At 73.2% G+C, this 22,387-nt stretch carries 25 protein-coding genes; 14 read left to right on the forward strand and 11 right to left on the reverse strand.

The genetic code is table 11. The features are described 5' to 3' along the window. Positions 1 to 51: 51 nt before the first annotated feature. Positions 52 to 270, reverse strand: coding sequence for an antitoxin (locus MTP13_RS06500; RefSeq protein WP_243570261.1), 219 nt, complete (start codon positions 268 to 270; stop codon positions 52 to 54). Between the two features lie 256 nt (positions 271 to 526). Between MTP13_RS06500 and MTP13_RS06505 the strand changes: the two genes are divergently transcribed. After that, positions 527 to 1,171 carry a GNAT family N-acetyltransferase gene (locus MTP13_RS06505; protein WP_243570262.1) on the forward strand — a complete coding sequence of 215 codons (645 nt, stop codon included), beginning with the start codon at positions 527 to 529 and terminating at the stop codon, positions 1,169 to 1,171. A gap of 13 nt (positions 1,172 to 1,184) precedes the next feature. Here MTP13_RS06505 and MTP13_RS06510 read toward each other — a convergent pair whose 3' ends face one another. From MTP13_RS06510 to MTP13_RS06530, 5 genes are read right to left on the reverse strand one after another with little or no spacing between them, the layout of a single operon-like run. Beyond that, positions 1,185 to 1,925: a sulfite exporter TauE/SafE family protein gene (locus MTP13_RS06510; protein WP_243570263.1), complete on the reverse strand. Its 741-nt coding sequence runs from the start codon at positions 1,923 to 1,925 to the stop codon at positions 1,185 to 1,187. A gap of 48 nt (positions 1,926 to 1,973) precedes the next feature. Further along, positions 1,974 to 3,461, reverse strand: coding sequence for a sodium/solute symporter (locus MTP13_RS06515; protein WP_243570264.1), 1,488 nt, complete (start codon positions 3,459 to 3,461; stop codon positions 1,974 to 1,976). Beyond that, positions 3,458 to 3,850 carry a hypothetical protein gene (locus MTP13_RS06520; RefSeq protein ID WP_243570265.1) on the reverse strand — a complete coding sequence of 131 codons (393 nt, stop codon included), beginning with the start codon at positions 3,848 to 3,850 and terminating at the stop codon, positions 3,458 to 3,460. Before MTP13_RS06520 ends, MTP13_RS06515 begins: the two co-directional genes overlap by 4 nt. Positions 3,851 to 3,885: 35 nt before the next feature. After that, positions 3,886 to 4,617, reverse strand: a complete 732-nt coding sequence (locus tag MTP13_RS06525; protein ID WP_243570266.1) for a LytR/AlgR family response regulator transcription factor — start codon at positions 4,615 to 4,617, stop codon at positions 3,886 to 3,888. After that, positions 4,614 to 5,894, reverse strand: coding sequence for a sensor histidine kinase (locus MTP13_RS06530; RefSeq protein ID WP_243570267.1), 1,281 nt, complete (start codon positions 5,892 to 5,894; stop codon positions 4,614 to 4,616). Before MTP13_RS06530 ends, MTP13_RS06525 begins: the two co-directional genes overlap by 4 nt. A 195-nt stretch (positions 5,895 to 6,089) precedes the next feature. Between MTP13_RS06530 and MTP13_RS06535 the strand changes: the two genes are divergently transcribed. From MTP13_RS06535 to MTP13_RS06590, 12 genes are all read left to right on the forward strand, one after another. Next, complete coding sequence (locus tag MTP13_RS06535; protein WP_243570268.1) at positions 6,090 to 6,467, forward strand: DUF485 domain-containing protein; 378 nt, start codon at positions 6,090 to 6,092, stop codon at positions 6,465 to 6,467. Continuing rightward, positions 6,464 to 8,101, forward strand: a complete 1,638-nt coding sequence (locus MTP13_RS06540; RefSeq protein ID WP_243570269.1) for a solute symporter family protein — start codon at positions 6,464 to 6,466, stop codon at positions 8,099 to 8,101. The genes MTP13_RS06535 and MTP13_RS06540 overlap by 4 nt, the downstream gene beginning before the upstream one ends. Before the next feature lie 324 nt (positions 8,102 to 8,425). Next, positions 8,426 to 9,337: a DMT family transporter gene (locus MTP13_RS06545; RefSeq protein WP_243570935.1), complete on the forward strand. Its 912-nt coding sequence runs from the start codon at positions 8,426 to 8,428 to the stop codon at positions 9,335 to 9,337. Between the two features lie 349 nt (positions 9,338 to 9,686). Further along, complete coding sequence (locus MTP13_RS06550) at positions 9,687 to 10,046, forward strand: GntR family transcriptional regulator (RefSeq protein ID WP_243570270.1); 360 nt, start codon at positions 9,687 to 9,689, stop codon at positions 10,044 to 10,046. Then, positions 10,043 to 10,948 (forward strand): ABC transporter ATP-binding protein, encoded by a 906-nt coding sequence (locus tag MTP13_RS06555; protein ID WP_243570271.1) that lies wholly within the window; start codon positions 10,043 to 10,045, stop codon positions 10,946 to 10,948. The genes MTP13_RS06550 and MTP13_RS06555 overlap by 4 nt, the downstream gene beginning before the upstream one ends. Then, complete coding sequence (locus tag MTP13_RS06560; protein WP_243570272.1) at positions 10,945 to 11,718, forward strand: hypothetical protein; 774 nt, start codon at positions 10,945 to 10,947, stop codon at positions 11,716 to 11,718. The genes MTP13_RS06555 and MTP13_RS06560 overlap by 4 nt, the downstream gene beginning before the upstream one ends. A gap of 236 nt (positions 11,719 to 11,954) precedes the next feature. Beyond that, positions 11,955 to 12,758, forward strand: coding sequence for an ABC transporter ATP-binding protein (locus MTP13_RS06565; protein ID WP_243570273.1), 804 nt, complete (start codon positions 11,955 to 11,957; stop codon positions 12,756 to 12,758). Further along, positions 12,755 to 14,080 carry an FtsX-like permease family protein gene (locus tag MTP13_RS06570; RefSeq protein WP_243570274.1) on the forward strand — a complete coding sequence of 442 codons (1,326 nt, stop codon included), beginning with the start codon at positions 12,755 to 12,757 and terminating at the stop codon, positions 14,078 to 14,080. Before MTP13_RS06565 ends, MTP13_RS06570 begins: the two co-directional genes overlap by 4 nt. An 81-nt stretch (positions 14,081 to 14,161) precedes the next feature. Then, complete coding sequence (locus MTP13_RS06575) at positions 14,162 to 14,485, forward strand: chorismate mutase (protein ID WP_189084335.1); 324 nt, start codon at positions 14,162 to 14,164, stop codon at positions 14,483 to 14,485. A 10-nt stretch (positions 14,486 to 14,495) separates the two neighbouring features. Continuing rightward, complete coding sequence (locus MTP13_RS06580) at positions 14,496 to 15,479, forward strand: SDR family NAD(P)-dependent oxidoreductase (protein WP_243570275.1); 984 nt, start codon at positions 14,496 to 14,498, stop codon at positions 15,477 to 15,479. Then, the gene (locus MTP13_RS06585) at positions 15,476 to 15,667 is read left to right on the forward strand and encodes a hypothetical protein (RefSeq protein WP_243570276.1); all 192 of its coding nucleotides are present in this window, start codon (positions 15,476 to 15,478) and stop codon (positions 15,665 to 15,667) included. Before MTP13_RS06580 ends, MTP13_RS06585 begins: the two co-directional genes overlap by 4 nt. Before the next feature lie 20 nt (positions 15,668 to 15,687). Then, a complete protein-coding gene (locus MTP13_RS06590; RefSeq protein ID WP_243570277.1) occupies positions 15,688 to 16,245 on the forward strand; it encodes a hypothetical protein in 558 nt (185 codons plus the stop codon). 51 nt (positions 16,246 to 16,296) lie between these two features. Here MTP13_RS06590 and MTP13_RS06595 read toward each other — a convergent pair whose 3' ends face one another. Continuing rightward, positions 16,297 to 16,863, reverse strand: a complete 567-nt coding sequence (locus tag MTP13_RS06595; protein WP_243570278.1) for an OsmC family protein — start codon at positions 16,861 to 16,863, stop codon at positions 16,297 to 16,299. Positions 16,864 to 17,136: 273 nt separating this feature from the next. Between MTP13_RS06595 and erm the strand changes: the two genes are divergently transcribed. Then, complete coding sequence (gene erm / locus MTP13_RS06600; protein WP_243570279.1) at positions 17,137 to 17,988, forward strand: 23S ribosomal RNA methyltransferase Erm; 852 nt, start codon at positions 17,137 to 17,139, stop codon at positions 17,986 to 17,988. A 112-nt stretch (positions 17,989 to 18,100) separates the two neighbouring features. Here erm and MTP13_RS06605 read toward each other — a convergent pair whose 3' ends face one another. The 4 genes from MTP13_RS06605 to MTP13_RS06620 all read right to left on the reverse strand — a co-directional run bounded on the left by MTP13_RS06605 (position 18,101) and on the right by MTP13_RS06620 (position 22,297). Then, positions 18,101 to 18,361 (reverse strand): hypothetical protein, encoded by a 261-nt coding sequence (locus tag MTP13_RS06605; RefSeq protein ID WP_243570280.1) that lies wholly within the window; start codon positions 18,359 to 18,361, stop codon positions 18,101 to 18,103. Between the two features lie 2 nt (positions 18,362 to 18,363). Further along, positions 18,364 to 18,852: an NUDIX hydrolase gene (locus MTP13_RS06610; protein ID WP_243570281.1), complete on the reverse strand. Its 489-nt coding sequence runs from the start codon at positions 18,850 to 18,852 to the stop codon at positions 18,364 to 18,366. Between the two features lie 115 nt (positions 18,853 to 18,967). Beyond that, positions 18,968 to 21,286 carry a phosphoribosylformylglycinamidine synthase subunit PurL gene (gene purL / locus MTP13_RS06615; protein ID WP_243570282.1) on the reverse strand — a complete coding sequence of 773 codons (2,319 nt, stop codon included), beginning with the start codon at positions 21,284 to 21,286 and terminating at the stop codon, positions 18,968 to 18,970. Positions 21,287 to 21,478: 192 nt separating this feature from the next. Continuing rightward, positions 21,479 to 22,297, reverse strand: coding sequence for a shikimate 5-dehydrogenase (locus tag MTP13_RS06620; RefSeq protein ID WP_243570283.1), 819 nt, complete (start codon positions 22,295 to 22,297; stop codon positions 21,479 to 21,481). Positions 22,298 to 22,387: the final 90 nt, after the last annotated feature.

Below are 22,387 nucleotides of genomic sequence, written 5' to 3' on the forward strand. Positions count from 1 at the left end.
CTGACGAGGGGCGGATGCCGAAGCATCCGCCCCTCGTCGCTGCGCCGATGGCTATTCGTTGCCGATGGCGCCGTCGGCCGTGTTGCGGGCGCCGTCGATCTGCTCGTCGAACTTGCCGCCCGTGACCTTCTTCGCGAAGTCGGCGACCCCGTCGAGCACCGAGTCGCTGATGCCCTCGGCCTGCTCGCTCTTCAGCGCGTCGGTGATCTTGTCCTTGTTCTCGTTGATGAAGTCGCCGGCCTGCTTGGCCGCGTCGTCCAGTGCACCCATGCTCGGTCCTCTCGGTACTCGCTCGGAATGGCGGTTTCGCCGTCATCGTCGCACACGCGGAGCCGCACCGGAAGGGGGCATTCCGGTGGACCCGACGCGCGGCGTCATCCGCGAAAAATGGCCGATCGAACTGGCATTTCCGGCGTGGCCGGGCGCGGCGCGCGCGGCGTGCCCGGCCCGCGCCCGGTCGCGAGGCGGCTCGCGGTGCCGCGCCGTGCGCCCGCCGGCGTTCGTCGGTGCGTGCCAGACTCGATCCGTGACCGCGATCCTTCCCGCCCCCGCCGAGCTCCGAGGCACCCGCATCCGGCTCTCGCCGTGGCATCCTGACGACCTCGACGGCCTCTTCGAGGCGCTCGCCCGACCCGAGGTCTTCGCCGGCGGATACGGCGGCGGTCCGGCCGGGCTCCCCGCCGACCGGGCCGCGTTCGACCGCTGGGCGACGGGGTACTACGGCAGCACGGCCGGGGCCCCGCAGCGGCCATTCACCGTGCGGCTCATCGGCGGGCCGGACGACGGCCGCATCGTCGGCGCGACGAAGCTCGCCGACTTCGACCTGCCGAACGAGTCGACGCACATCGGTTGGACGGGCTACGACCCGCGCGTCTGGGGCACCGCGGTGAACCCGGAGGCGAAGCTGCTGCTGCTCGGACTCGCGTTCGCGAACGGCTTCGGCCGGGTGAAGATCCAGGCGGATGCCGCGAACGCCCGGTCCCGCGGCGCGATCGAGAAGCTCGGGGCGAAGCTCGACGGCGTCATGCGTCGCGACAAGCGGCGGGCCGACGGCAGCTGGCGCGATAGCGCGGTGTACTCGGTCATCGTCGACGAGTGGCCCGAGGTGCGCGCCGGGCTCGAGGCGCGGCTCGCGGCGCTCGGCGACGGGCCGGTGCGGCTCAGGGGCTGAGCGCGGCCCCGGCTCAGCCGAGCAGTTCGAGCGCGCCGTCGACGAGGGCCGCGGCGCCGCCGAGGTAGGCGATCGCGATGACCGCGATGCGGGCGGCGCGGTGGCTGATCCTCGAGTGCAGCAGCTCGCCGAGCACGAGGCCGACGAGGAGCGCGGCGATCACCCAGGGCCAGGCGCCGGGCTCCAACTCGGGCAGCGTCCAGCCGGTGGTGGCGAGCTTGCTCGCGAGCGCCGCGGAGCCGATCACGATGAAGTACGCCTGCGCGGTCGCCGCGAAGCCCGTCTGCGACCAGCGGCTCGCGACCGCGTAGACGCTGAGCGCGGGCCCGCCGACCCCGGCCGCGGAGTTCATGAACCCCGACGCGGCACCCGTGAGGATCGCCGGCGGAGCCCCGTGCACGACGTGCTCCGTGCGCGTCACGAGGAGTGTGACGGTGAGCGCCACGATCACGAGCGCGCCGATGCCGAGCTGCAGCCATGGACCGGGGATGGCCGTCGCGGCGAGGGTGCCGAACAGGGTGCCGACGAGCGCCGGGACGACGAGCCACGCGAAGCGCCGCCACTCCACCTGCTTCCACACGCGAGGGAGGATGAGCAGCGAGGACAGCACGGCGCAGACGTTGACGATGATGACGCCGTCGAAGGGGCCGAGCAGGATGACCAGCGCCGGCGAGGCGATGAGGGCGAAGCCCATGCCGGTGATGCGCTGTGCGAACGCACCGACGAGGACGGAGATCGCGACGGGCAGCAGCACCGATCCAGCCTAGCCGGGGCCGAGTCGAGGGCCGGCGCCCGGCTCCGTTCAGCGCAGCCGTTCCGGCACGTGCAGGCGGGCGAGGAACGCGTCGGCGCTGCGAGGCATCCGCCGCCGGTCGGCGAGCGAGACGAGCACGATGACCGCCACCGCGAGCGGCACCGTCCACGCCGCCGGCTGCTCGACGAGCGGTCGCAGCCACCCGGGCGCGGCCGCCGTCGCGCCCGCGGCGCTCGCGAGGATCGCCCCGCCCGACAGCATCGCCCCCGTCACCATGCCGGCGATCGCGCCGCGCGCCGTGAGCCCGCGCCACCAGATGCCGAGCAGCAGCACGGGGCAGAGCGTCGACGCGGTGAACGCGAAGACGAGGCCGACGCTGCCGGCGAGCCCGGCCGACTCCGTCACGAGCGCGACGGCGAGCGGCACGAGCGTCGACAGCACGGCCGCGATGCGGAAGCCGCGCACGCTGCCGCCGAGCAGGTCCTGGCTGACCACGCCCGCGAGCGACACCACCAGCCCCGAGCTCGTCGAGAGGAACGCGGCGAAGGCCCCGCCGATGACGAGCGCGGTGAGCAGCTCGCCCCACGGCCCAGGCACGAGCAGCCCCGGCAGGAGCAGCACGAGCGCGTCGGCCTGCCCCCGCTCGGCGAGCTCCGGGGCGAACGCCCGGCCCAGCAGCCCGAACACCGTCGGGAAGACGTAGAACGCCGAGAGCAGGGCGAGCACGATCACCGTCGTGCGGCGGGCGGCCGCGCCATCCGGGTTCGTGTAGAAGCGCACGAGCACGTGCGGCAGGCCGAGCGTGCCGAAGAGCAGCGCCACCATCAGCGACACCGTGCGGTACGCGTCGAGCCCGTGCGGCCCCGCCTCGACCGGGAACGCCAGCTCGGGGGCCAGCACCGCGCGCGCCTCGAGGCCGGGCACGCCGCCCGCGACGACGATGAGCAGCGCCACGACCGGCACCGCGAGCGCCGTGAGCTTCAGCCAGAACTGGAAGGCCTGCACGAAGGTGATCGAGCGCATCCCGCCCGCGACGACGACCACCGCGACGATCACGGCGACCGCGAGCGAGCCGGCCCACGGCGGCAGCCCGGTCGTGATCCGCACGGTCAGCGCGGCGCCCTGCAGTTGCGGCACGATGTAGAACCAGCCGACGAGGATGACGAGGGTGCTCGTCACCCGGCGCACCCAGCGCGATTCGAGCCGGGCGGCGGTGAAATCCGGGATCGTGTAGGCGCCGCTGCGGCGGAGCGGCGCCGCGACGAAGAGCAGCAGCATGAGGTAGCCGGCGGTGTAGCCGATCGGGAACCAGAAGCCCGTCGAGCCGCTCAGCAGCACGAGCCCAGCGACGCCGAGGAACGAGGCCGCGGACAGGTACTCGCCGCCGATCGCCGAGGCGTTCCACCAGGGGCGCACCGTCCGGCTCGCGACGTAGAAGTCGCCCGTCGTACGGGAGACGCGCAGCCCGTAGAAGCCGATCAGCGCCGAGGCCAGCGAGACCACCGCGATCGCCGCGTAGCCGGTGGCCGGGTTCACGCGTCGTCCTCGGCGAGCTGGCGGAACCGCGCTTCGTTGCGCGCGGCCGCTCGCGCGTAGAGCACGCCCACGGTGATCGCGAGCGGGTACAGGCCGAAGGCGAGCAGCAGCCAGGAGACGGGGACGCCGGCGACGAACTGCGCGTCGAGCCCGGGCACCAGCACGATCGCGGCGACGAACAGTGCGGTCGCGAGGCAGAAGCCGCCCGCGAACACGAGGCCCAGGCGAAGCTGCGAGCGGATGAGGGAGCGCACGTAGACGCCGCGGATGTCGCTCGTCGGCGCCTCCGGGGCGCGGTCGAGCCGGAGGGCGGCGCGCGGGGCGGCGGGGCGGGGCGTGCCGGCTGCGGTGACGCGAACGCGGGCGGGGGGCGGCTGGTTCCCTTCCACGGGCGAAGGGGACGAGCCCGGCGGCATCGGCTCGCTCACGGGCGGGGCCGCACGCTCGACTGCGCGAGCCGGTCGCGCAGGCCGGGCAGCATGCGGCGGCTCACGGGCAGCTCGACGTCGCCCACGACGACGGCCGGGTGGTCGGAGCCGAGCCGGATCCGCGAGACGTGCGCGAGCGCGACGAGGTACGAGCGGTGCACCCGCACGAAGCCGGCCTCCGCCCACTGCTTCTCGAGGTCGGAGATCGGCACGCGCACGAGGTGCGTGCCACCCTCGGTGTGCAGTCGGGCGTAGTCGCCCTGCGCTTGCACGTAGCGCACCTCGTCGCGCCGGATCATCCGGGTCGTCCCGCCGAGCGGCACGGCGATCATCTCGCCGGCCGGCGAGGTGTCCGGCGCCGGCGGCCGCAGCGCCTCGACGATGCGGCCCACCGAGCGCTGCAGCCGCTCGGCGCGCACGGGTTTCAGCAGGTAGTCGACCGCTGCGAGGTCGAAGGCCTCGAGCGCGCCCTCCTCGTCGGCGGTGACGAAGACGAGCGCCGGCCGGTGCTCGAAGCGCTGCAGCGCGCGGGCCAGGTCGAAGCCGGAGAGGCCGGGCATGTGGATGTCGAGGAACGCCGCGTCGACCGGCTCGCGGGTGAGCAGGCGCACCGCCTCGGCGCCCGAGGAGGCCTGGTGGATGACGCCGACGCGCGGATCCTGCCCGAGCAGGTACACCAGCTCGTCGATCGCGGGCTGCTCATCGTCGGCGACGAGGACGGAGATCACGGTTCGAGTCTCCCATCCCGCCCGGGTCGCGGTGCCGGGGCTCCGCCACCCCCTCGACTTGCCCGACTTCCATGCAAGTCGGGCAAGTCGGTGGGGGCCGGGGCCGCCTTCGGCACCCGCATCCGCACGAGCGTGCCCGCGCCCACCGCCGTCTCGACGACGAGGCCGTGCTCGTCGCCGTACACCTGCCGGAGCCGGGCGTCGACGTTGCGCAGGCCCACGTGCGCGCCGCCCTGCCCGCCGGTCAGCACCTCGCGGATGAGCTCCGGGTCGAAGCCGACGCCGTCGTCCTCGACGCTGATCTCGGCGTACGCGCCCGAGTCCTCGGCGGTGATCGTGATCCGGCCGCCGCCTTCCTTCGCCTCGAGGCCGTGCCGCACCGCGTTCTCCACGAGCGGCTGGATGGACAGGAACGGCACGACCGCGCCGAGCACCTCGGGCGCGATCTGCAGCGTCACCCGCAGCCGCTCGCCGAAGCGCGCCCGCTCCAGGCGCAGGTAGCTGTCGATCGAGCCGAGCTCGTCGGCGACGGTCGTGAACTCGCCGTGCCGCCGGAACGAGTACCGCGTGAAGTCCGCGAACTCCAGCACGAGCTCGCGCGCCTGCGCCGGGTCGGTGTTGATGAACGAGGCGATCGCGTTCAGCGAGTTGTAGATGAAGTGCGGGCTGATCTGCGCCCGCAGCGCCCGCACCTCGGCCTCGGCGAGGGCCGTGCGGGAGGCGTCCAGCTCGCCGAGTTCGACCTGCGCGGCGACCCAGTCGGCGACCTCCGCGGTCGCGCGCACGAGCCCGGCCCGCACCGGGGCGGCGAATGCGACGATCGCCCCGACCGGGCGGCGGCCGACGAGGATGGGGGCCGCGACGGCATCCGTCTCCCGCGCGCCGTGCCGCGCCCGGCCCGAGCGCGGCACCCGCCGCTGCACCTGTGGCCGGCCCGTGTCGTGCGCGGCGGCGGCGAGCTCCGCGGCCGTCTCCCGCAAGCCGTCGTCGCCCTCGAGCGCGACGACGCCGCCCGGGTCGACGATCGCGAGGGTGTCGCAGCCGAGCAGCGCCTTCAGGTGCCGGCCGGCGCGCTTCGCGTCCTCGACGCCGACGCCGCCGCGGAGGTGCGCGGCCGCCCGGGAGGCGAGGTGCAGCGTCTGGTAGGTGGCGCGCTCCGCCTCGGTGCCGAGCTCCTTCGAGGAGACCACGAGGCGGCGCAGCAGCACGACGAGTCCGACGGCGAGCGCGCCGGCGACGACGCCGGCCGCCGCGGCCACCACCAGGGACTCGGGCATGCAGGCCAGCGTAGCGATCGTTCATCGCGACCGGCCGCCGTTCGTCGCACGATCGGGACCGCTCGGCGACGACGAGCGGCGTCGGCCCCCGGTGGCCCGCGGCCGACGGCAGCATGGTCGCACCGCGGCCCGCAGCCTCTGGCATCGGGGGGCCGCACGGTGCGATGTCGCACCGACGACCTCGAAGGAGACGCCATGGGCAACGACGCCCTGAGCGCGGAGGAGACGAACCGTTCCATCGTCGACTACCGCGCGGTCCAGCAGTCGGAGCGGTTCCAGCGGTTGAGGAGGCGCCAGCGCGGGTTCGTGTTCCCCGTGCTGGGCGCCTGCCTCGTCTGGTACCTCGCCTACGTGCTGCTCGCCAGCTACGCGCACGACTTCATGTCCACGCCGGTGTTCGGCAGCGTGAACGTCGCGATGCTGCTCGGGCTCGCGCAGGTGGTCACCACCTTCGCGGTGACCACTTGGTACGTGAGCTTCGCCAACCGCCGGCTCGACCCGATCGCGAGCGAGATCCGCGAGGAGATCGAGGCCGAGATCGCGGATGCCTCCAGCGCGGAGGCGACCCGATGAGCGCCGCCGCCCTCGGCCTCCGCCACGCCGCGGAGCCGGCCGCGAGCGCGCCCGGCGAGCCGTGGCTCAACATCGCGATCTTCGGCGCCTTCGTCGCGATCACCATGATCATCGTGTTCCGCGCCAGCCGGAACAACAAGACCGCCGCCGACTACTACGCCGCCGGCCGCTCCTTCACGGGCGGCCAGAACGGCTCGGCGATCGCGGGCGACTACCTCTCGGCCGCCTCGTTCCTCGGCATCGTCGGCGCCATCGCGATGACCGGGTACGACGGATTCCTCTACTCCATCGGCTTCCTCGTCGCCTGGCTCGTCGCGCTCCTCCTCGTGGCCGAGCTGCTGCGCAACACCGGGCGCTTCACCATGGCCGACGTGCTGTCGTTCCGGCTGAAGCAGAAGCCCGTGCGGATCGCCGCCGCCATCACGACGCTCGTCGTGTGCTTCTTCTACCTGCTCGCGCAGATGGCTGGAGCGGGCGGCCTGGTCTCGCTCCTGCTCGGCATCAGCGACACGCTCGGCCAGTCGCTCGTGATCACCGTGGTCGGCGCGCTGATGATCCTGTACGTGCTCGTCGGCGGCATGAAGGGCACCACCTGGGTGCAGATCATCAAGGCGGTGCTGCTCATCGCGGGCGCCGGCGTGATGACGGTGTGGGTGCTCGCGCTCAACGGCTTCGACTTCTCGGCGCTGCTCGACCAGGCCGTCGCCGTCGCCGAGAACCCCGCGATCCTCGATCCGGGCCTGAAGTACGGCGTCTCGGACCTCTCGAAGGTCGACTTCCTCTCGCTCGGCCTCGCGCTCGTGCTCGGCACCGCGGCCCTGCCGCACGTGCTGATGCGCTTCTACACGGTGCCGACGGCGAAGGAGGCCCGCAAGTCGGTCGTCTGGGCGATCTGGCTGATCGGCATCTTCTACGTGTTCACCCTCGTGCTCGGCTACGGGGCCGCGGCGCTCGTCGGGCCATCCGTCATCGCCGCAGCGCCCGGCGGACCGAACTCCGCGGCGCCGCTGCTCGCGTTCTCGCTCGGCGGCCCGCTGCTGCTCGGCCTCATCTCCGCGATCGCGTTCGCGACGATCCTCGCGGTCGTGGCCGGGCTCACGATCACGGCGGCCGCCTCCTTCGCGCACGACATCTACGCCTCGGTCGTGAAGAAGGGCAAGCCGGCGGCCGGCGCCGAGGTGAAGGTCGCCCGGCGCACCGTCGTGATCATCGGCATCGTGGCGATCATCGGCGGCATCGGGGCGAACGGGCAGAACGTCGCGTTCCTCGTGGCGCTCGCGTTCGCGGTGGCGGCCTCGGCGAACCTGCCGACGATCGTCTACTCGCTGTACTGGAAGCGCTTCTCCACGAAGGGCGCGCTGTGGAGCATGTACGGCGGGCTCGCCTCCGCCATCCTGCTCATCGCCTTCTCGCCGGTGGTGTCGGGCTCGGAGACCTCGATGCTGAAGACCGACGCGATCGACTTCGCGTTCTTCCCGCTGTCGAACCCGGGCATCGTCTCGATCCCGCTGGCGTTCTTCCTCGGCTGGCTCGGCACCGTGCTCGATCGCGGCACGGAGGACCCGGCCAAGCAGTCGGAGATGGAGGTGCGCTCGCTCACCGGCATCGGTGCCGAGAAGGCGAGCGAGCACTGATCCGCCCGGCGGCGCGTGGGGGCGCGCCGCCGGGCATGCTTTCGGCGCGGCGGGAACGCCTGCCCGGGCCGCGCCGGAACCCTGACCGTGCCGCCCGCGTTCTGGTGAACGCGGGCGGCACGGTGGGGTGCGCGACGGGCTCGGCTGCCGTTCATCGGCGGATTCCGGACAGGGATGCCTCGGGCCGTTCCGGCCGTCGGCGGTCGGCCGTAGCCTCGACGAGTGAGCAGCACCGAACCCCGCGAAGCGCCGGCCCCCGCGCGGGCCACGGACACGACCCCGCCCGGGCCGAAGCGGTGGTCGACGTGGGCGCAGTTCCTCGTGATGGGCGTCGTCTGGGGCGCGAGCTTCCTGTTCATGAAGCTCGCGCTGTCCGGGGTGAGTTTCGGCCAGATCGCCTGGTCGCGGGTGCTGCTCGGCGCCCTCACCCTCGGCGTGATCGTCGCCGTGATGCGGCCGCGCGTGCCGGGCGCCGACGGCCGGCCGGGGCCCGTGCTGCCGCGCGAACCGGTCGTGTGGCTGCACTTCCTCGTCGTCTCGTTCGCGACCTGTGTCATCCCCTACCTGTGCTTCGCGTGGGCCGAGCAGTACGTCTCCTCGAGCCTGGCCTCGATCTACAACGCGACGACGCCCATCATGACGGCGCTCATGGCGACGCTCGTGTTCCGGGTCGAGCGGCTCGGCCTCGGTCGATGGACCGGCGTCGGCATCGGCATCGTCGGGGTGGTCGTCGTGATCGGACCGTGGCAGTACCACGCCCTCACGGGCAGCCTCGCCGGGCAGCTCGCCTGCCTCCTCGCGACGGCCTGCTACGGCTTCACCTTCGGCTACCAGCGCAAGTTCCTGAGCCACCGGCCGATCGCTCCGGCGACGTTCGCGTTCCTCTCGATCGGGGTCTCCGCCCTCGTGATGCTCGCGCTGACGCCCTGGCTCGCGCTCGGGCCCGTGCGGCTCGACTGGACGGTCGGCGGTTCGCTGCTCGCGCTCGGCATCCTCGGCACCGGGCTCGCCTACATCTGGAACATCAACGTGCTGCGCGCCTGGGGCCCGACCGGCACCTCGACCGTCACCTACGTCACGCCGGTGGTCGGCGTCGCGCTCGGTGTCGCGCTGCTCGGCGAGCGGTTCAGCTGGCACGAGCCGATCGGGGCGCTGCTCGTGCTGCTCGGCATCCTGCTCGCCCAGGGCCGGCTGCGCCTGCCGCGGCGCGCTGCGGCGGACCTGCCCGCGGCATAGCGCGCGCCGGGTAGCCCCCAGCACCGGGTTCGCTCGGAAGTGTCGCACCGACGTCGAAGTGGCGCGCTCGCGCGTGCCCACGAGGCATCCACCCCTTCTGCCCGGCCGGTTGCGCCACTTCCGCTCCGTTGCGCCACCTCTGCTGGCGCAACGACGCCGAAGTGGCGCTGGCGCGCTGGCGCGTCGGCGGGACGGATGGCGGGGCGGGTCACGGAGCGGCTCGCAGGGCGGATGACGCGGCCGATTCCGGTCCGGCGCTTGACACGGGCGCGCGCACATGGTTGGTTAGTTACACAAGTAATGAACCAACCAAGGTTCGTTTCGGGAAACGACGAGCAGGAAGGCCGGAATGGACGAATCCCGCCCGATCTTCCTCCAGATCGCGGAGCAGATCGAGAACGACATCATCGACGGGGTCCTCGCCGAAGGCTCGCAGATCCCCTCGACGAACGAGTTCGCCGCGTACTACCGGATCAACCCGGCGACCGCACTGAAAGGGGTGACCCGCCTTGTCGACGACGGCATCGTGGTCAAACGAAGGGGCATCGGCATGTTCGTGACCGAGGGCGCCCGTGACCGGCTCGTCGAGCGCCGGCGGGCCGACTTCTCGGCGGCGTACCTCCGTCCGCTCATCATCGAGGCCGAGAAGCTCGGCATCACCATCGACGACCTCGCGGCACTCATCCGCGCGGAAAGGATCGCATCATGACCAGCACCGTGGTCCGCGCCAGCGGTCTCACCAAGCGCTACGGCTCCTTCGCGGCCGTCGACCACGTCGACTTCGCGCTCGAGGAGCACCGCATCTACGGCCTGCTCGGCCGCAACGGCGCCGGCAAGACGACGCTCATGCAGCTGCTCACCGGTCAGCTCTTCCCGAACGAGGGCGAGCTCGAGGTGTTCGGCCGCACGCCCGCCGAGCACGCCGACGTGCTGCGCCGACTCTGCTTCATCGCCGAGTCGCAGCGCTACCCCGAGGACTTCACGCCGAAGCACGTCTTCACCTCGGCCCCCTGGTTCTTCGAGAACTGGGACGCCGAGTTCGCCGAGCGGCTGATCGCCGACTTCCGCCTCCCGGTGAAGCGGCGCATCAAGAAGCTCTCGCGCGGCCAGCTCTCCGCCGTCGGCGTCATCGTCGGCCTCGCGAGCCGTGCCCCGCTCACCTTCTTCGACGAGCCCTACCTCGGGCTCGACGCGGTGGCGCGGCACATCTTCTACGACCGGCTCCTCGAGGACTACGCCGAGCACCCTCGCACCATCGTGCTCTCGACGCACCTGATCGACGAGGTCGCGAACCTGCTCGAGCACGTCATCCTGATCGACCAGGGCCGCATCCTGCTCGACCGCGACGCCGAGGAGGTGCGCGGACAGGCGACCACGATCGCCGGCGCCCGCTCGGTCGTCGAGGAGTTCGTGCAGGGCCGGCCCATCATCGGTCGCGAGGGTCTCGGCGGGCTCGCCTCGGTGACCATCGACGGCCGTCTCGAGCGCGAGGAGCGCATCCGGGCCGCCGAGCTCGGGCTCGAGCTCGCGCCGGTCTCGCTCCAGCAGCTCATCGTCCACCTCACCGGCGCCGACCTCGCCGGTGCGACCGAGAAGGAGGTCGCCGCATGACCGCCGTCGCCACCGCCACCGCCGAACGCGAGCTCGGGGCATCCCGGCTCCGCGTCGGAGAGATCTGGCGCATCGTGCGCCTGCTCGCCGTGAACCCCACGATCTTCTTCGGGGTGCCCTGGATGATCCTCGGCGGCGCCTGGGCCGTCACGATGGTGCTCGCGCTCATCATGACCGGCGCCGGAGCGCCGATGGAGGAGGCCCGCGAGGGCTTCCGCTACAGCTGGGCGGTGCTCTCGCCGCAGTGGTACCTCGTCGTCGTCGGCGTGCAGGCCGTCGCCTACACCTTCTCGTTCGCGCTCGGCTTCGGCTCGACCAGGCGCGACTTCTGGCTCGGCATGAGCGTGATGTTCGTGCTCGTCTCCGCCGAGATGGCCGTCGCGATCGCGACCCTCGTGCAGCTCGAGCAGCTCACGAACGGCTGGTGGATCGGCGCCGGCATGTTCGACGCCCTCTGGTACGGCCAGCTCGGCTGGGGCTTCGATTTCCTCTCGACGTTCGTGCTGCAGCTGCTCGTGCTCTTCGTCGGCGCCAGCGCGACGACGATCTACATGCGCTGGCGGGTGCGCGGCATGATGGTGCTGCTGTTCGGCACCGTCGCGCTCGTGCTGATCCTCATCGCCTCGCTGACCTTCACCGAGTCCTGGCCGGCCGTGTGGACGTGGCTCGTCGGGCTCACCCCGATCGGGCTCGTCCTGCTCGGCCTCGCCGCCGCCGCGGTGGCGGCGGTCGCCGGCTTCCTCGTGATCCGCCGGGCCACCCCGCGCTGATCGCCGGGCGCCGGATTGGGGCCGGCGCCCGCCCCGCGCGGCGAGCGATGGGGGTCGCTCGCCGCGCGGCATCCCACCACCCGAGTTGCCCGACTTCCATGGAAGTCGGGCAACTCGTGGTTCTCGGGGTCATCCCAGCGGCGGCGGCCCGGGTCATCCGCTCGGATGACCCCTCGCGCCCCGGATCATGCCCGCGCCCGACGCGCCCGCCACCGCCCGCCCGGCAGGCTCGAAGCATGAGTTCCTTCGTCATCGAGGCATCCGGCCTCGAGAAGTCCTTCGGCCCCACGCGCGCCCTCGCCGGGGTGTCGCTCGCCGTGCGCACCGGGGAGTCGCTCGCGATCATGGGCGCCTCGGGCTCCGGCAAGACGACGCTCCTGCACTGCCTCGCGGGCATCACCCTGCCGGACGCCGGCACCGTCTCCTTCCTCGGCGGCACCGGCCGCGTGCAGGTCGACGCGCTCGGCGAGCGCGATCGCTCCCGGCTGCGCCGCGAGGCGTTCGGATTCGTCTTCCAGCAGGGGCTCCTGATCCCCGAGCTCACCGCGATCGAGAACGTCGCGCTCGCGCTCATGCTGAACGGGATGCCGCGCGCCCGCGCCGAGGAGCACGCCCGCGGTTGGCTCGCCGCCCTCGGCCTCGCCGGCCTCGAGGACCGGCGCATCGGCCAGCTCTCCGGCGGGCAGGCGCAGCGCGTCGCGATCGCCCGGGCCCAGGTCACCGGCGCGAGCGTCGTCTTCGCCGACGAGCCGACGGGCGCCCTCGACTCGGCGACCTCCGCCGACGTGATGGGCGCGCTGCTGCACTCCACCGTCGGCCAGGGCCGCACGCTCGTGCTCGTCACGCACGACCCGGAGGTCGCGGCGCGCTGCTCGCGCATCGTCGACGTCCGCGACGGGCTGATCGTCGGCGAGCGGATGCCGCAGCCGAACGGTGGAGCGGCCGAGCCCGCACCTGCGGCACCGGCTGCCGCGCCGCCCGCGCCGCCCGCCCCGGGCGCCACGGCGGTGCCGCTGCCCGCACCCGGAGGCCGGGCGTGATCGGCCGCGTCGCCTGGCTGCTCGCCCGCCCCGGCTCCTCGGGCGCGGCGACCCTCGTGCTGCCGATCACGGCGTTCGCGATCGTCACCGCGCTGCTGCTCACCGTCATCGGCGGCGCGCAGTCGTTCTGGCGCTGGACGGACGATGCCGCCGTCGGCTACCAGCTGCTCGCCGTCATCGCGCTCGTGCTGCTCGTCGTGCCGCTCGCCTCGCTCGGCGGTGCGGCCGCCCGGCTCTCGGCGCGACGCCGCGACGACCGCCTGGCGACGCTGCGGCTGCTCGGCGCCACCCCCGCCACCGTCTCCGCCCTCGCCGTGATCGAATCGGCGATGCTCGCCCTCGTCGGCTCGGTGATCGGCATCGTCGGCTACTTCGCGATCATGCCCGGCATCGCGCTCGTGCCGTTCCGCGGCGAGCCGCTCGGCATCGGCGGCGTGCTGCTGCCGCCGGCGGTGCTCCTCGCCGTGCCGCTCGGCATCGTGCTGCTCGCCGTCGTGAGCGCCGTGCTCGGCCTCCGCCAGGTGATCATCTCGCCGCTCGGCGTGCGGACGCGCCAAGACGCTCCGAAGCTCTCGTGGCTGCGCGTCGCGATCGGCGCCGCGGTGATCCTCCTCGCCTTCGGGCTGATGAGCGTGCTGCAGCTGGCGGGCGAGGCATCCGTGCTGTTCCTGTTCCTCGGCGCCGCGTTCGGCGGCACCCTGGCCGTGCTGAACCTCATCGGGCCGTGGGTGATCCGGCTCGTCGCCCAGGGGCAGGCGAAGCGTGCGACCAAGCCCGCGAAGCTGCTCGCCGCCCGCAACGTCCTCGAGTCGCCGAAGGCCGCCTGGCGGCAGGTGTCGGGTGTCGCGATGACGAGCTTCATGGCCGTGTTCGCGGGCGTCGGCATCGCCCTCATGGACGCGATGGGCGGCTCGGGCGAGATGGACCGCGAGGGGCTCGAGCTCATCACCGACATCCGCACCGGCATCCTCATCACCGTCATCGGCTCGTTCCTCATGGTCGCCTGCTCCGTCGGCGTGAACCAGGCCGCCGGCATCCTCGACCGCCGCGAGCTCTCCCGCTCGCTGCACATGCTCGGCATGCCCGAGCAGACGATGGACGCCGCCCGCCGCCGCGCCGTGATGTCGCCGCTGCGGATCACCGCGATCGGCTCCGCCGTGATCGCCGCGGTCGTCATGCTGCCGCTCACGGGCATCACGCTCATCGTGCAACCGCTCGCGCTGCTCGTGATCGCAGGCGTGCTCGCCGCCGGCATCGGCGTGGTCGCCCTCGGGCTCGTCGCGACGCGGCCGATGCTGCGTCGCGCGGCGGAGTCCGGCTAGACCCCCGACGTCGGCCCGCACCGGGGATCGCGGGCCGACGTCGGGCACGAGAACCGGGGCTGCGCGAAGTAGGGTCGAAGCATGACCGCGATCGACGACCGGGACGCCGCGATGTCCGAGCTCCTCGGCATCCGAGCGAGCATCGACAACATCGACGCCGCCCTCATCCACCTGCTGGCCGAACGCTTCAAGTTCACCCAGCACGTGGGCCGGCTGAAGGCGACGCACGGACTCCCGCCGAGCGATCCCGACCGTGAGAAGCGGCAGATCCAGCGCCTGCGCGCGCTCGCCGAAGACGCCCACCTCGACCCCGCGTTCGCCGAGAAGTGGTTCAACTTCGTCGTCGCCGAGGTCATCCAGCACCACGAGGAGCTCGCCGGCAACGGCGCCTCCGGCGAGCTGTGAGCGGCGCCCGATGAGCTGGTACCCCGTGCCGCTGCCCGACCTCACGGGCCGCCGCTACCTCGTGACCGGCGCGAACGCCGGACTCGGGTTCTTCACGAGCGCCCGGCTCGTGGGCGCGGGCGCGCACGTCGTGCTGTCGGGGCGCAGCCCCGAACGGCTCGAGACGGCCGCCGCGGTCATCCGCGAACGGGTGGATGCCGGAGCCGACCGCGGCGAGCTCGGCGGCCGGGTCTCGACGCTCGTCATCGACACGGCCTCGCTCGACTCCGTGCGCGCCGGCGTCGCCGCCCTCCGCGGTGAGCCGCAGCTCGACGGCGCGGTGCTGAACGCGGGCATGGTGCACACCCCGGGCCGACGGCTCGAGAGCCCCGACGGCAACGAGCTCGTGCTCGCCACGAACGTGCTCGGGCACTTCGCCCTCCTCGCCGGGCTGTTCGGCGCCGCGGGCGCCGGCGACGAGCTGGTGCCCGGCTCGCGCCGCTTCGCGGACGGCGCACGCGTGATCAGCCTCGGCTCGCTCTCGACGAAGCTCTCGACGTTCCGCGTGGAGCAGCTGCAGCTCGAGCGCGGCTACGACTTCTGGCGCGCCTACGCGCAGTCGAAGATCGCCGGGCAGTCGATCGGCTTCGAGCTCGACCGGCGGCTGCGCCGTGCCGGCGTCCCGGTGGCGAGCATCGTCGCGCACCCCGGCTACGCCATCTCCGGGCGCACGCCCACCGTGCCGGGCGTGAACGAGCCCAGCCGCGGCGACCGCTTCGCCGATGCGCTGCAGGCGCTCTGGGCGCAGGGCAAGCATCGCGGCGCCGAGCCCGTGCTGCATGCGCTCACCGCGGCCGACGTCGCGGGCGGCGAGTTCTGGGGTCCGCAGGGGCTCGTGAAGGGCGCACCCGCCAGGCAGCAGCCGACCCGGGTGTCGAGCGATCCCGTCATCGGCGCGAAGACCTGGGCGTTCGCCGAGCTGGCGACGGCCACCCCGTTCACCCTCGTCGGATGATGCGCGGGCTCCTCGCGGGCTGGTGGGCGCGGCCCGCCGTGCGATGGCGCGCCGCGGCGGGCGTCGCCGTCATCGGCACGGCGCTCGCGGTGCTCGGGGTGTTCACCGGGCGTTGGGGCGTCGTGATTCTCGCGATCGTGCTGCTCGGCATCGCGGCGGCCCTCGGCCCCGCACGGATCCGGCGCTGAGGGCGGGTACGCTGCACTCCATGACCGACGGGCCGGACGAGGCATCCGCGCGCGCCGCGGGCGATGCGGCGTTCGCCGAGGCGCGGGCCGCGGTCGCCGCCGCGACCGCACTTCTGGCCGCCGCCGATGCCCGGCGGGAGGTGCTCGCGGCCTACGAGCCGCCGCGCCGGCGGCTCGGCCTGCCGCGGGCGGCCCGGATGCGGCGGCTCGGCGAGGTCTGGCGGCTCGGCACGTTGCTGCTCGACGGCGACGGGCGGCTGTACGCCGTCGGCCGGGTCGTGCGCGCCGAGGCCCCGGCCCGGCGCTCCGTCACCGCGAACGCGGTCGCCGAGCAGCGCGCCTACCGGGCCGCGGCGGTGAAGGGCGGCATCCCCGCGGGCGAATCGGTGGACTTCGACGCCGTGCCGATCCCGCTCGACGGCGACGCCGACGCGCTGCCCGCCGGTGGGCCGGTGGCGCTCCGCGACGGCCGGGTGATGGTGCGCTGGAACCCGAGCGACCCCGGCGCCTGGACCCCGCTCGCCGGCTACCTCGCCGAGCGGGCGGAGCTGCTCGCACAGCCGGCGCCCGGGGCGTGACGCCGGCCGGGCGGCGCAGCGCTGCCCCGTGCGGACCCGCGCTCGCGCGGCTCAGCGGAGCGTGACCTGCACCGGCACCGGGTTCTGGAACAGGTCGAGCACCGGGCAGTGCGCGTCGACCGCGGCCTGCAGCTCGGCGTAGCGCTCCTTCGTCTCGGGGCCGCTCAGGCGCACGTCGAGGCGCACCGCCGAGAACCCGGCGCGGCCGGACTCGTCGATGCCGAAGAGCTTGCGCACGTCGAGGTCGCCCTCCGCGTCGATCTCGACGTCGTCGAGCACGATGCCGAGCGCCTGCGCGTACAGCCGGTAGACGACGACCTGGCAGGAGATGAGCGCGCCGAGCGCGTACTCGACCGGGCTCGCTGCGGCATCGTCGCCGGCGAGGGCGGCCGGCTCGTCGACCGTGAAGCGGTGCTTGCCGGCGATGATGCGGGTCGCGACGGCGCCGGTGCCGCGGCCGGAGACGCGGTAGCTGAGCTCGGCGTTCGCGGGCGCGGCGGCGATGCGCTCGTGCCAGGCGGCACCGGCGGCGGTGAGGCGGGCGGCGCGGTCGGCCGCCTCCGCGGCCGGGTCGGCCGACGCGGCGGGAGTGGCGGTGGGGTCGTCGATGAGCGTCATGGCGGGAGCGTACGGGCGGGGCGGATGCCTCGGCGAGCCCCGGCGTCATCCGCCGTCGCCGTACGTCACACGGCGTCGCACGGGGTGATTCGCGGTGCCCGCCCGCGCTTGCTAGGGTGACGGACCATGTCCTGCATGTGCTCGCAGATGATCATCCGGCCCCGCACCGCCTGAGGCGGAGCGACCGGATCCCTCTCCCGCTCCGCCGCCAGCCGAGTCCTCGGCCGCGGCGCGCTTCGGCGTCCCCGGCGTTCATTCGTCAGCGGAGCATCCATGCCTTCATCGAAATCACCATCCTCCCGCGCGCACAGCCGCGCGCAGCCGCGCAGTCTGCGCAGCCAGCCCCATGGCGGGCGCCATGAGCTCGGGCAGAACTTCCTCGTCGACCGGCGCGTCGTCGCCGAGATCGTCGAGCTCGCCCGCACCAGCCGCAACCCCATCGTCGAGCTCGGCCCGGGCGGTGGGGCGCTCACCCGACCGCTCGCGGAGCTCGGCCGACCGCTCACCGCCGTCGAGCTCGACCCTTCCCGGGTCGCACGCCTGCAGCGCGAGCTCGGACCGCACGTCGAGATCGTGCAGGCCGACCTGCTGCGCTGGTCGCTGCCGAGGCATCCGCACCTCGTCGTCGCCAATCTGCCGTTCCATCTGACCACCGCCGCGCTCCGGCACCTGCTCGACTCGCCCGGCTGGGAGCAGGCGGTGCTGCTCACCCAGTGGGAGGTGGCGCGCCGGCGCTGCGGCGTCGGCGGAGCGAGCATGCTGACCGTGCAGTGGGCGCCCTGGTACCGCTTCCGGCTGCGGCGGCGGGTGCCGGCGTCGGCGTTCCGTCCGATCCCCTCGGTGGACGGCGGGCTGTTCACGATCGAGCGGCGCGAACGACCGCTCGTCGACCTGCCGGCGCAGCGGAGCTACCAGCGCTTCGTCGGGGAGGCGTTCCAGGGGCGCGGGGCCGGGCTCGCCCAGCGGCTCGCGGCGGCGGCCGCGGCGACGGGGAGCGCGGGCGCGACGTCGAGCGCGGCGAAGGCGTGGCTGCGCCGCCGAGGCATCCCGCCCTCGACACCACCGGGCCGCCTCTCGCCGGACGACTGGGCCGCCCTGTGGGACGCCTCCCGCGGTCGCGGATGAGGGCCCCGCTCCCCACTCCTGACTTGCCCGACTTTCATGAAAGTCGGGAAAGTCGGTTGGCTCAACGGGTTGCCCGACTTTCATGAAAGTCGGGCAAGTCGGGTAGGAGTGCTCAGCGCGGGGCGCCGGCGTCGCGTTCGGCGCCGCCGCCCTGCTCCTGCTCCTGCACCGCCTCGATGATGGAGGCCTGCAGGCCGCGCTGGCCGGTGTGCAGCTCCTGGTAGCTCTCGCCCGCGCCGGCGATCGGCCCGAAGGCGTGTCGCAGCCGGGAGCGGACGCCGCGCGGGGCCCGGAGCCAGCGCACGACCACCCCGACGGCGATGACCGCGCCGAAGCCGATCCCCGCGACCGTGCCGATGAGCGACGGATCCACGGTCAGAAGCCGAACGTCGTGATGCCGGGCACGGGGGCGGCGCGCAGGGCCTCGAGCACCCGCAGCTCGTGCGGCACGACGGGGGCCGGCAGCCGGTCGAGCGCGAACCACTCGAGTCCGGCGGCCTTGCCCTGCTCCATCAGCCGCGGCTCGCCCGTCCACTCGCGGGCCTGGAAGAAGACGTCGAAGCGCTGCTCGATCGGCCGCCCGGAGCCATCGGTGCGGTGCATCAGCGTGACGAACTCGAGGGCGCCGGGCGCCAGCTCGACGCCGAGCTCCTCGCGGGCCTCCCGGGCTGCGCCGGCCGGAAGCGACTCGCCGGCCTCGATGTGCCCGGCCGCGCCGAACGCCCAATGCTCGTCGTAGTAGCCGGTGCCGCGCCGCAGCTGCAGCAGCACCTCGTCGCCGCGGCGCAGCAGCACGTAGGCGGCGGGCACCACGGTGAAGCGGCCGTGCGTGGCGGCGTAGGCGTCGGAGTACTCCTCGATCACGCCACCAGTCTCACACGAGCCGGCGCTCGGGATCCCGCCTCCGGGGCGCGGCGGAGCGGACGGCCGGGCGGTCAGCACCCGACGACCGGAGGCTCAGCACCCGACGAGCGGGCGCTCAGTACCCGACGACCGGGCCGAACGCCTCGGCGAGCGGTGCGCGGTTCACGCCGCGGAGCTCGTCGACGGAGACGGTGAAGGCGTCCTGCACCTCGAGCGCTGCGGAGGCGGCGTCGGTCACGCCGATGCGGCGCACCGGGTAGCCGCGTCCCTCGCAGAGCCCGCGGAACTTCACGTCGTCCTCGCGCGGCACCGTGACGATGACCCGGCCGGTCGACTCGCTGAACAGCGCGGTCGCGAGGTCGATGCCCGCGTCCTCCACGACCTCGCCGAGGAACACCCGGGCGCCGACGCCGAAGCGCGAGACGCCCTCGGCCAGGGCGACCGCGAGGCCGCCGTCGCTGAGGTCGTGCGCCGAGTCGATGAGCCCCTCGAGCGCCGCGGCGCTCAGCAGCTCGCCGAGGGTCTTCTCGCGCCCGAGGTCGACCGCCGGCGGGCGACCGCCGAGGTGGTCGTGCACCGTGCCGGCCCAGGCCGAGCCGTCGAGCTCGAGCGCGGTGTCGCCCAGCAGGTAGATGTTGTGGCCGTCGTCCTGCCAGCCGCTCGGCACGCGGCGGGCGACATCGTCGATCACGCCGAGCACCGCGATGACCGGGGTCGGGTGGATGGGCACGTCGCCGGTCTGGTTGTAGAACGAGACGTTGCCGCCGGTGACGGGGATGCCGAGCTCGAGGCAGCCGTCGGACAACCCCTCGACGGTCTGCGAGAACTGCCACATGACCTCGGGGTTCTCGGGGGAGCCGAAGTTCAGGCAGTCGCTGACGCCCATCGGCGTCGCGCCGGTGACGGCGACGTTGCGGTAGGCCTCGGCGAGGGCGAGCTTGGCGCCCTGCTTCGGGTCGAGCTGCGAGTAGCGGCCGTTCGCGTCGGTCGCGACGGAGACGCCGAGGCCCGACTCCTCGTCGACGCGGATCATGCCGGCATCGTCGGGCGCGCCGAGCGCGGTGTTGCCGAGCACGTAGGAGTCGTACTGGCTCGTGACCCACGCGGCATCCGCCTGGTTCGCCGAACCGACGAGCTGCAGGAACTGCTCGCGGAGCTCGTCCGGCGACTCGGGCCGGGCGAGGCCGGCGGCCGAGTCGGCCTGCAGCGCGTCGATCCAAGCGGGGTAGGCGACCGGGCGCTCGTAGACCGGGCCGTCGACGGCGACGGTGCGCGGGTCGACGTTGACGATCTCCTCGCCGCGCCACGTGATCGAGAGGCGGCCGGTGTCGGTGACCTCGCCGAGCACGCTCGTCTCGACATCCCACTTCTGCACGACCTCGAGGAAGCCGGCGAGCTTCTCGGGGCGCACGATGGCCATCATGCGCTCCTGGCTCTCGCTCATGAGGATCTCCTCGGGCGTGAGCGTGGGGTCGCGCAGCAGCACCTCGTCGAGGACGATCGACATGCCGCCGTCGCCGTTCGAGGCGAGCTCGCTCGTCGCGCAGGAGATCCCGGCGGCGCCGAGGTCCTGGATGCCCTCGACGAGGTCGGCGGCGAAGAGCTCGAGGCAGCACTCGATGAGCACCTTCTCGGCGAAGGGGTCGCCGACCTGCACCGCGGGGCGCTTCGTCGGGCCGCCTTCGGCGAACGTGTCGGAGGCGAGGATGGAGGCGCCGCCGATGCCGTCGCCGCCCGTGCGGGCGCCGAACAGCACGACCTTGTTGCCCGCGCCCTTGGCGTTGGCGAGGTGCAGGTCTTCGTGGCGCAGCACGCCGACCGCGAGCGCGTTGACGAGGGGGTTGGCCTGGTAGGTGGGGTCGAACCAGGTCTCGCCGCCGATGTTCGGCAGGCCGAGGCAGTTGCCGTAGAAGCTGATGCCCGAGACGACGCCGTGCACGACGCGCGCGGTGTCGGGGTGGTCGATGGCGCCGAAGCGCAGGGCGTCCATCACGGCGACTGGGCGCGCGCCCATCGAGATGATGTCGCGCACGATGCCGCCGACGCCGGTCGCGGCACCCTGGAACGGCTCGATGTAGGAGGGGTGGTTGTGCGACTCGATCTTGAAGGTGACGGCCCAGCCCTCGCCGATGTCGAGCACGCCCGCGTTCTCGCCCATGCCCACCATGAGGTGCTGCTTCATCTCGGGCGTGACCTTCTTGCCGAACTGGCGCAGGTAGATCTTCGAGGACTTGTACGAGCAGTGCTCGCTCCACATCACGGAGTACATCGCCAGCTCGGCGCTCGTGGGGCGGCGGCCGAGGATGTTGCGGATGCGCTCGTACTCGTCGGGCTTCAGGCCGAGGGCCGCGTAGGGCTGCTCCTTCTCGGGCGTGGAGGCCGCGACGTCGACGGTGTCGAGCACGGAAGCAGGGGTGGTGGCCGGCTGAGTCACAGGGGAGTCTCCAGGGCTGAGCGACGGATGCCGCGGACGGAAGCCTGACCGGATCAGTCTACCGGCGGCGCGCGGCCCCGCCCGCCTGCCTGCCCTCCGGTGGCCGTGTGGTCGGTATTTGCGGGTCGCGTCGCCCGCGGACCCGCAAATACTGACTTCACGGGGAGCTGGGAGGAGGAAGGAGAGCGCGGGTCACCCCTCCCGGGCGAAGGCGGCCGCGCGCGCGACCTGCTCTGGCGTGAGGGCGACGCCGGTGTACCGCTCGAACTGGCGGGCGGCCTGCAGGGCGTGCACCTCCGCCCCCGAGATCACGAGCTTGCCGGCGTCGCGTCCGGCGCGGATGAGCGGCGTCTCCGCCGGGAACGCCACGACGTCGAAGACGACCGCCGCCGCAGCGATGTGCTCGGGGGAGAAGGCGAGCGTCTCGGCATCCGCCCCGGCCATCCCCATCGGCGTGACGTTCACGACGACGTCCGCCGTGCCCGGCGCCGGGTCCTCGGCGAGCCATCCGTAGCCGTACTTCTCGGCGAGCGCCGGACCGAGCTCCGGGTTCCTGGCCAGCACCGTCAGTCGGGCGAAGCCCGCGTCGCGGAACGCGGCGACCACGGCCTTCGCCATCCCCCCGGAGCCGCGCACCAGCACCCGCGCCTCGGGGTCGAGCCCGTTCGCACGGATCAGCTCGGCGATCGCCTCGTAGTCGGTGTTGGCCGCGACGAGCCGACCGGCGTCGTTCACGATCGTGTTCACGGACTCGATCGCGCGGGCCGAGGGCTCGAGCTCGTCGACGAGGGCGATGACCGCCTCCTTGAACGGCATCGAGACGCTCGCGCCGCGGATGCCGAGCGCCCGGATGCCCCGGACGGCGCCTTCGATGTCCTCGGTCGAGAACGCCTTGTACACGAAGTTCAGCCCGAGCTCGTCGTAGAGGAAGTTGTGGAACCGGGTGCCCAGGTTCGACGGCCGCGCCGAGAGCGAGATGCACAGGTTCATGTCCTTGTTGAGGATGGGCATGCTCCCAGTGTGCACCCGTGCGCGCCGGTACACTGGACGCGGTCGTCGGTTCCCGACGGCCCTGGGCGCGCACATCGGCGCGCAGTCCTC

Source organism: Agromyces soli (assembly GCF_022811605.1).
In the GTDB taxonomy this organism is placed as follows: Bacteria; Actinomycetota; Actinomycetes; order Actinomycetales; family Microbacteriaceae; genus Agromyces; species Agromyces soli.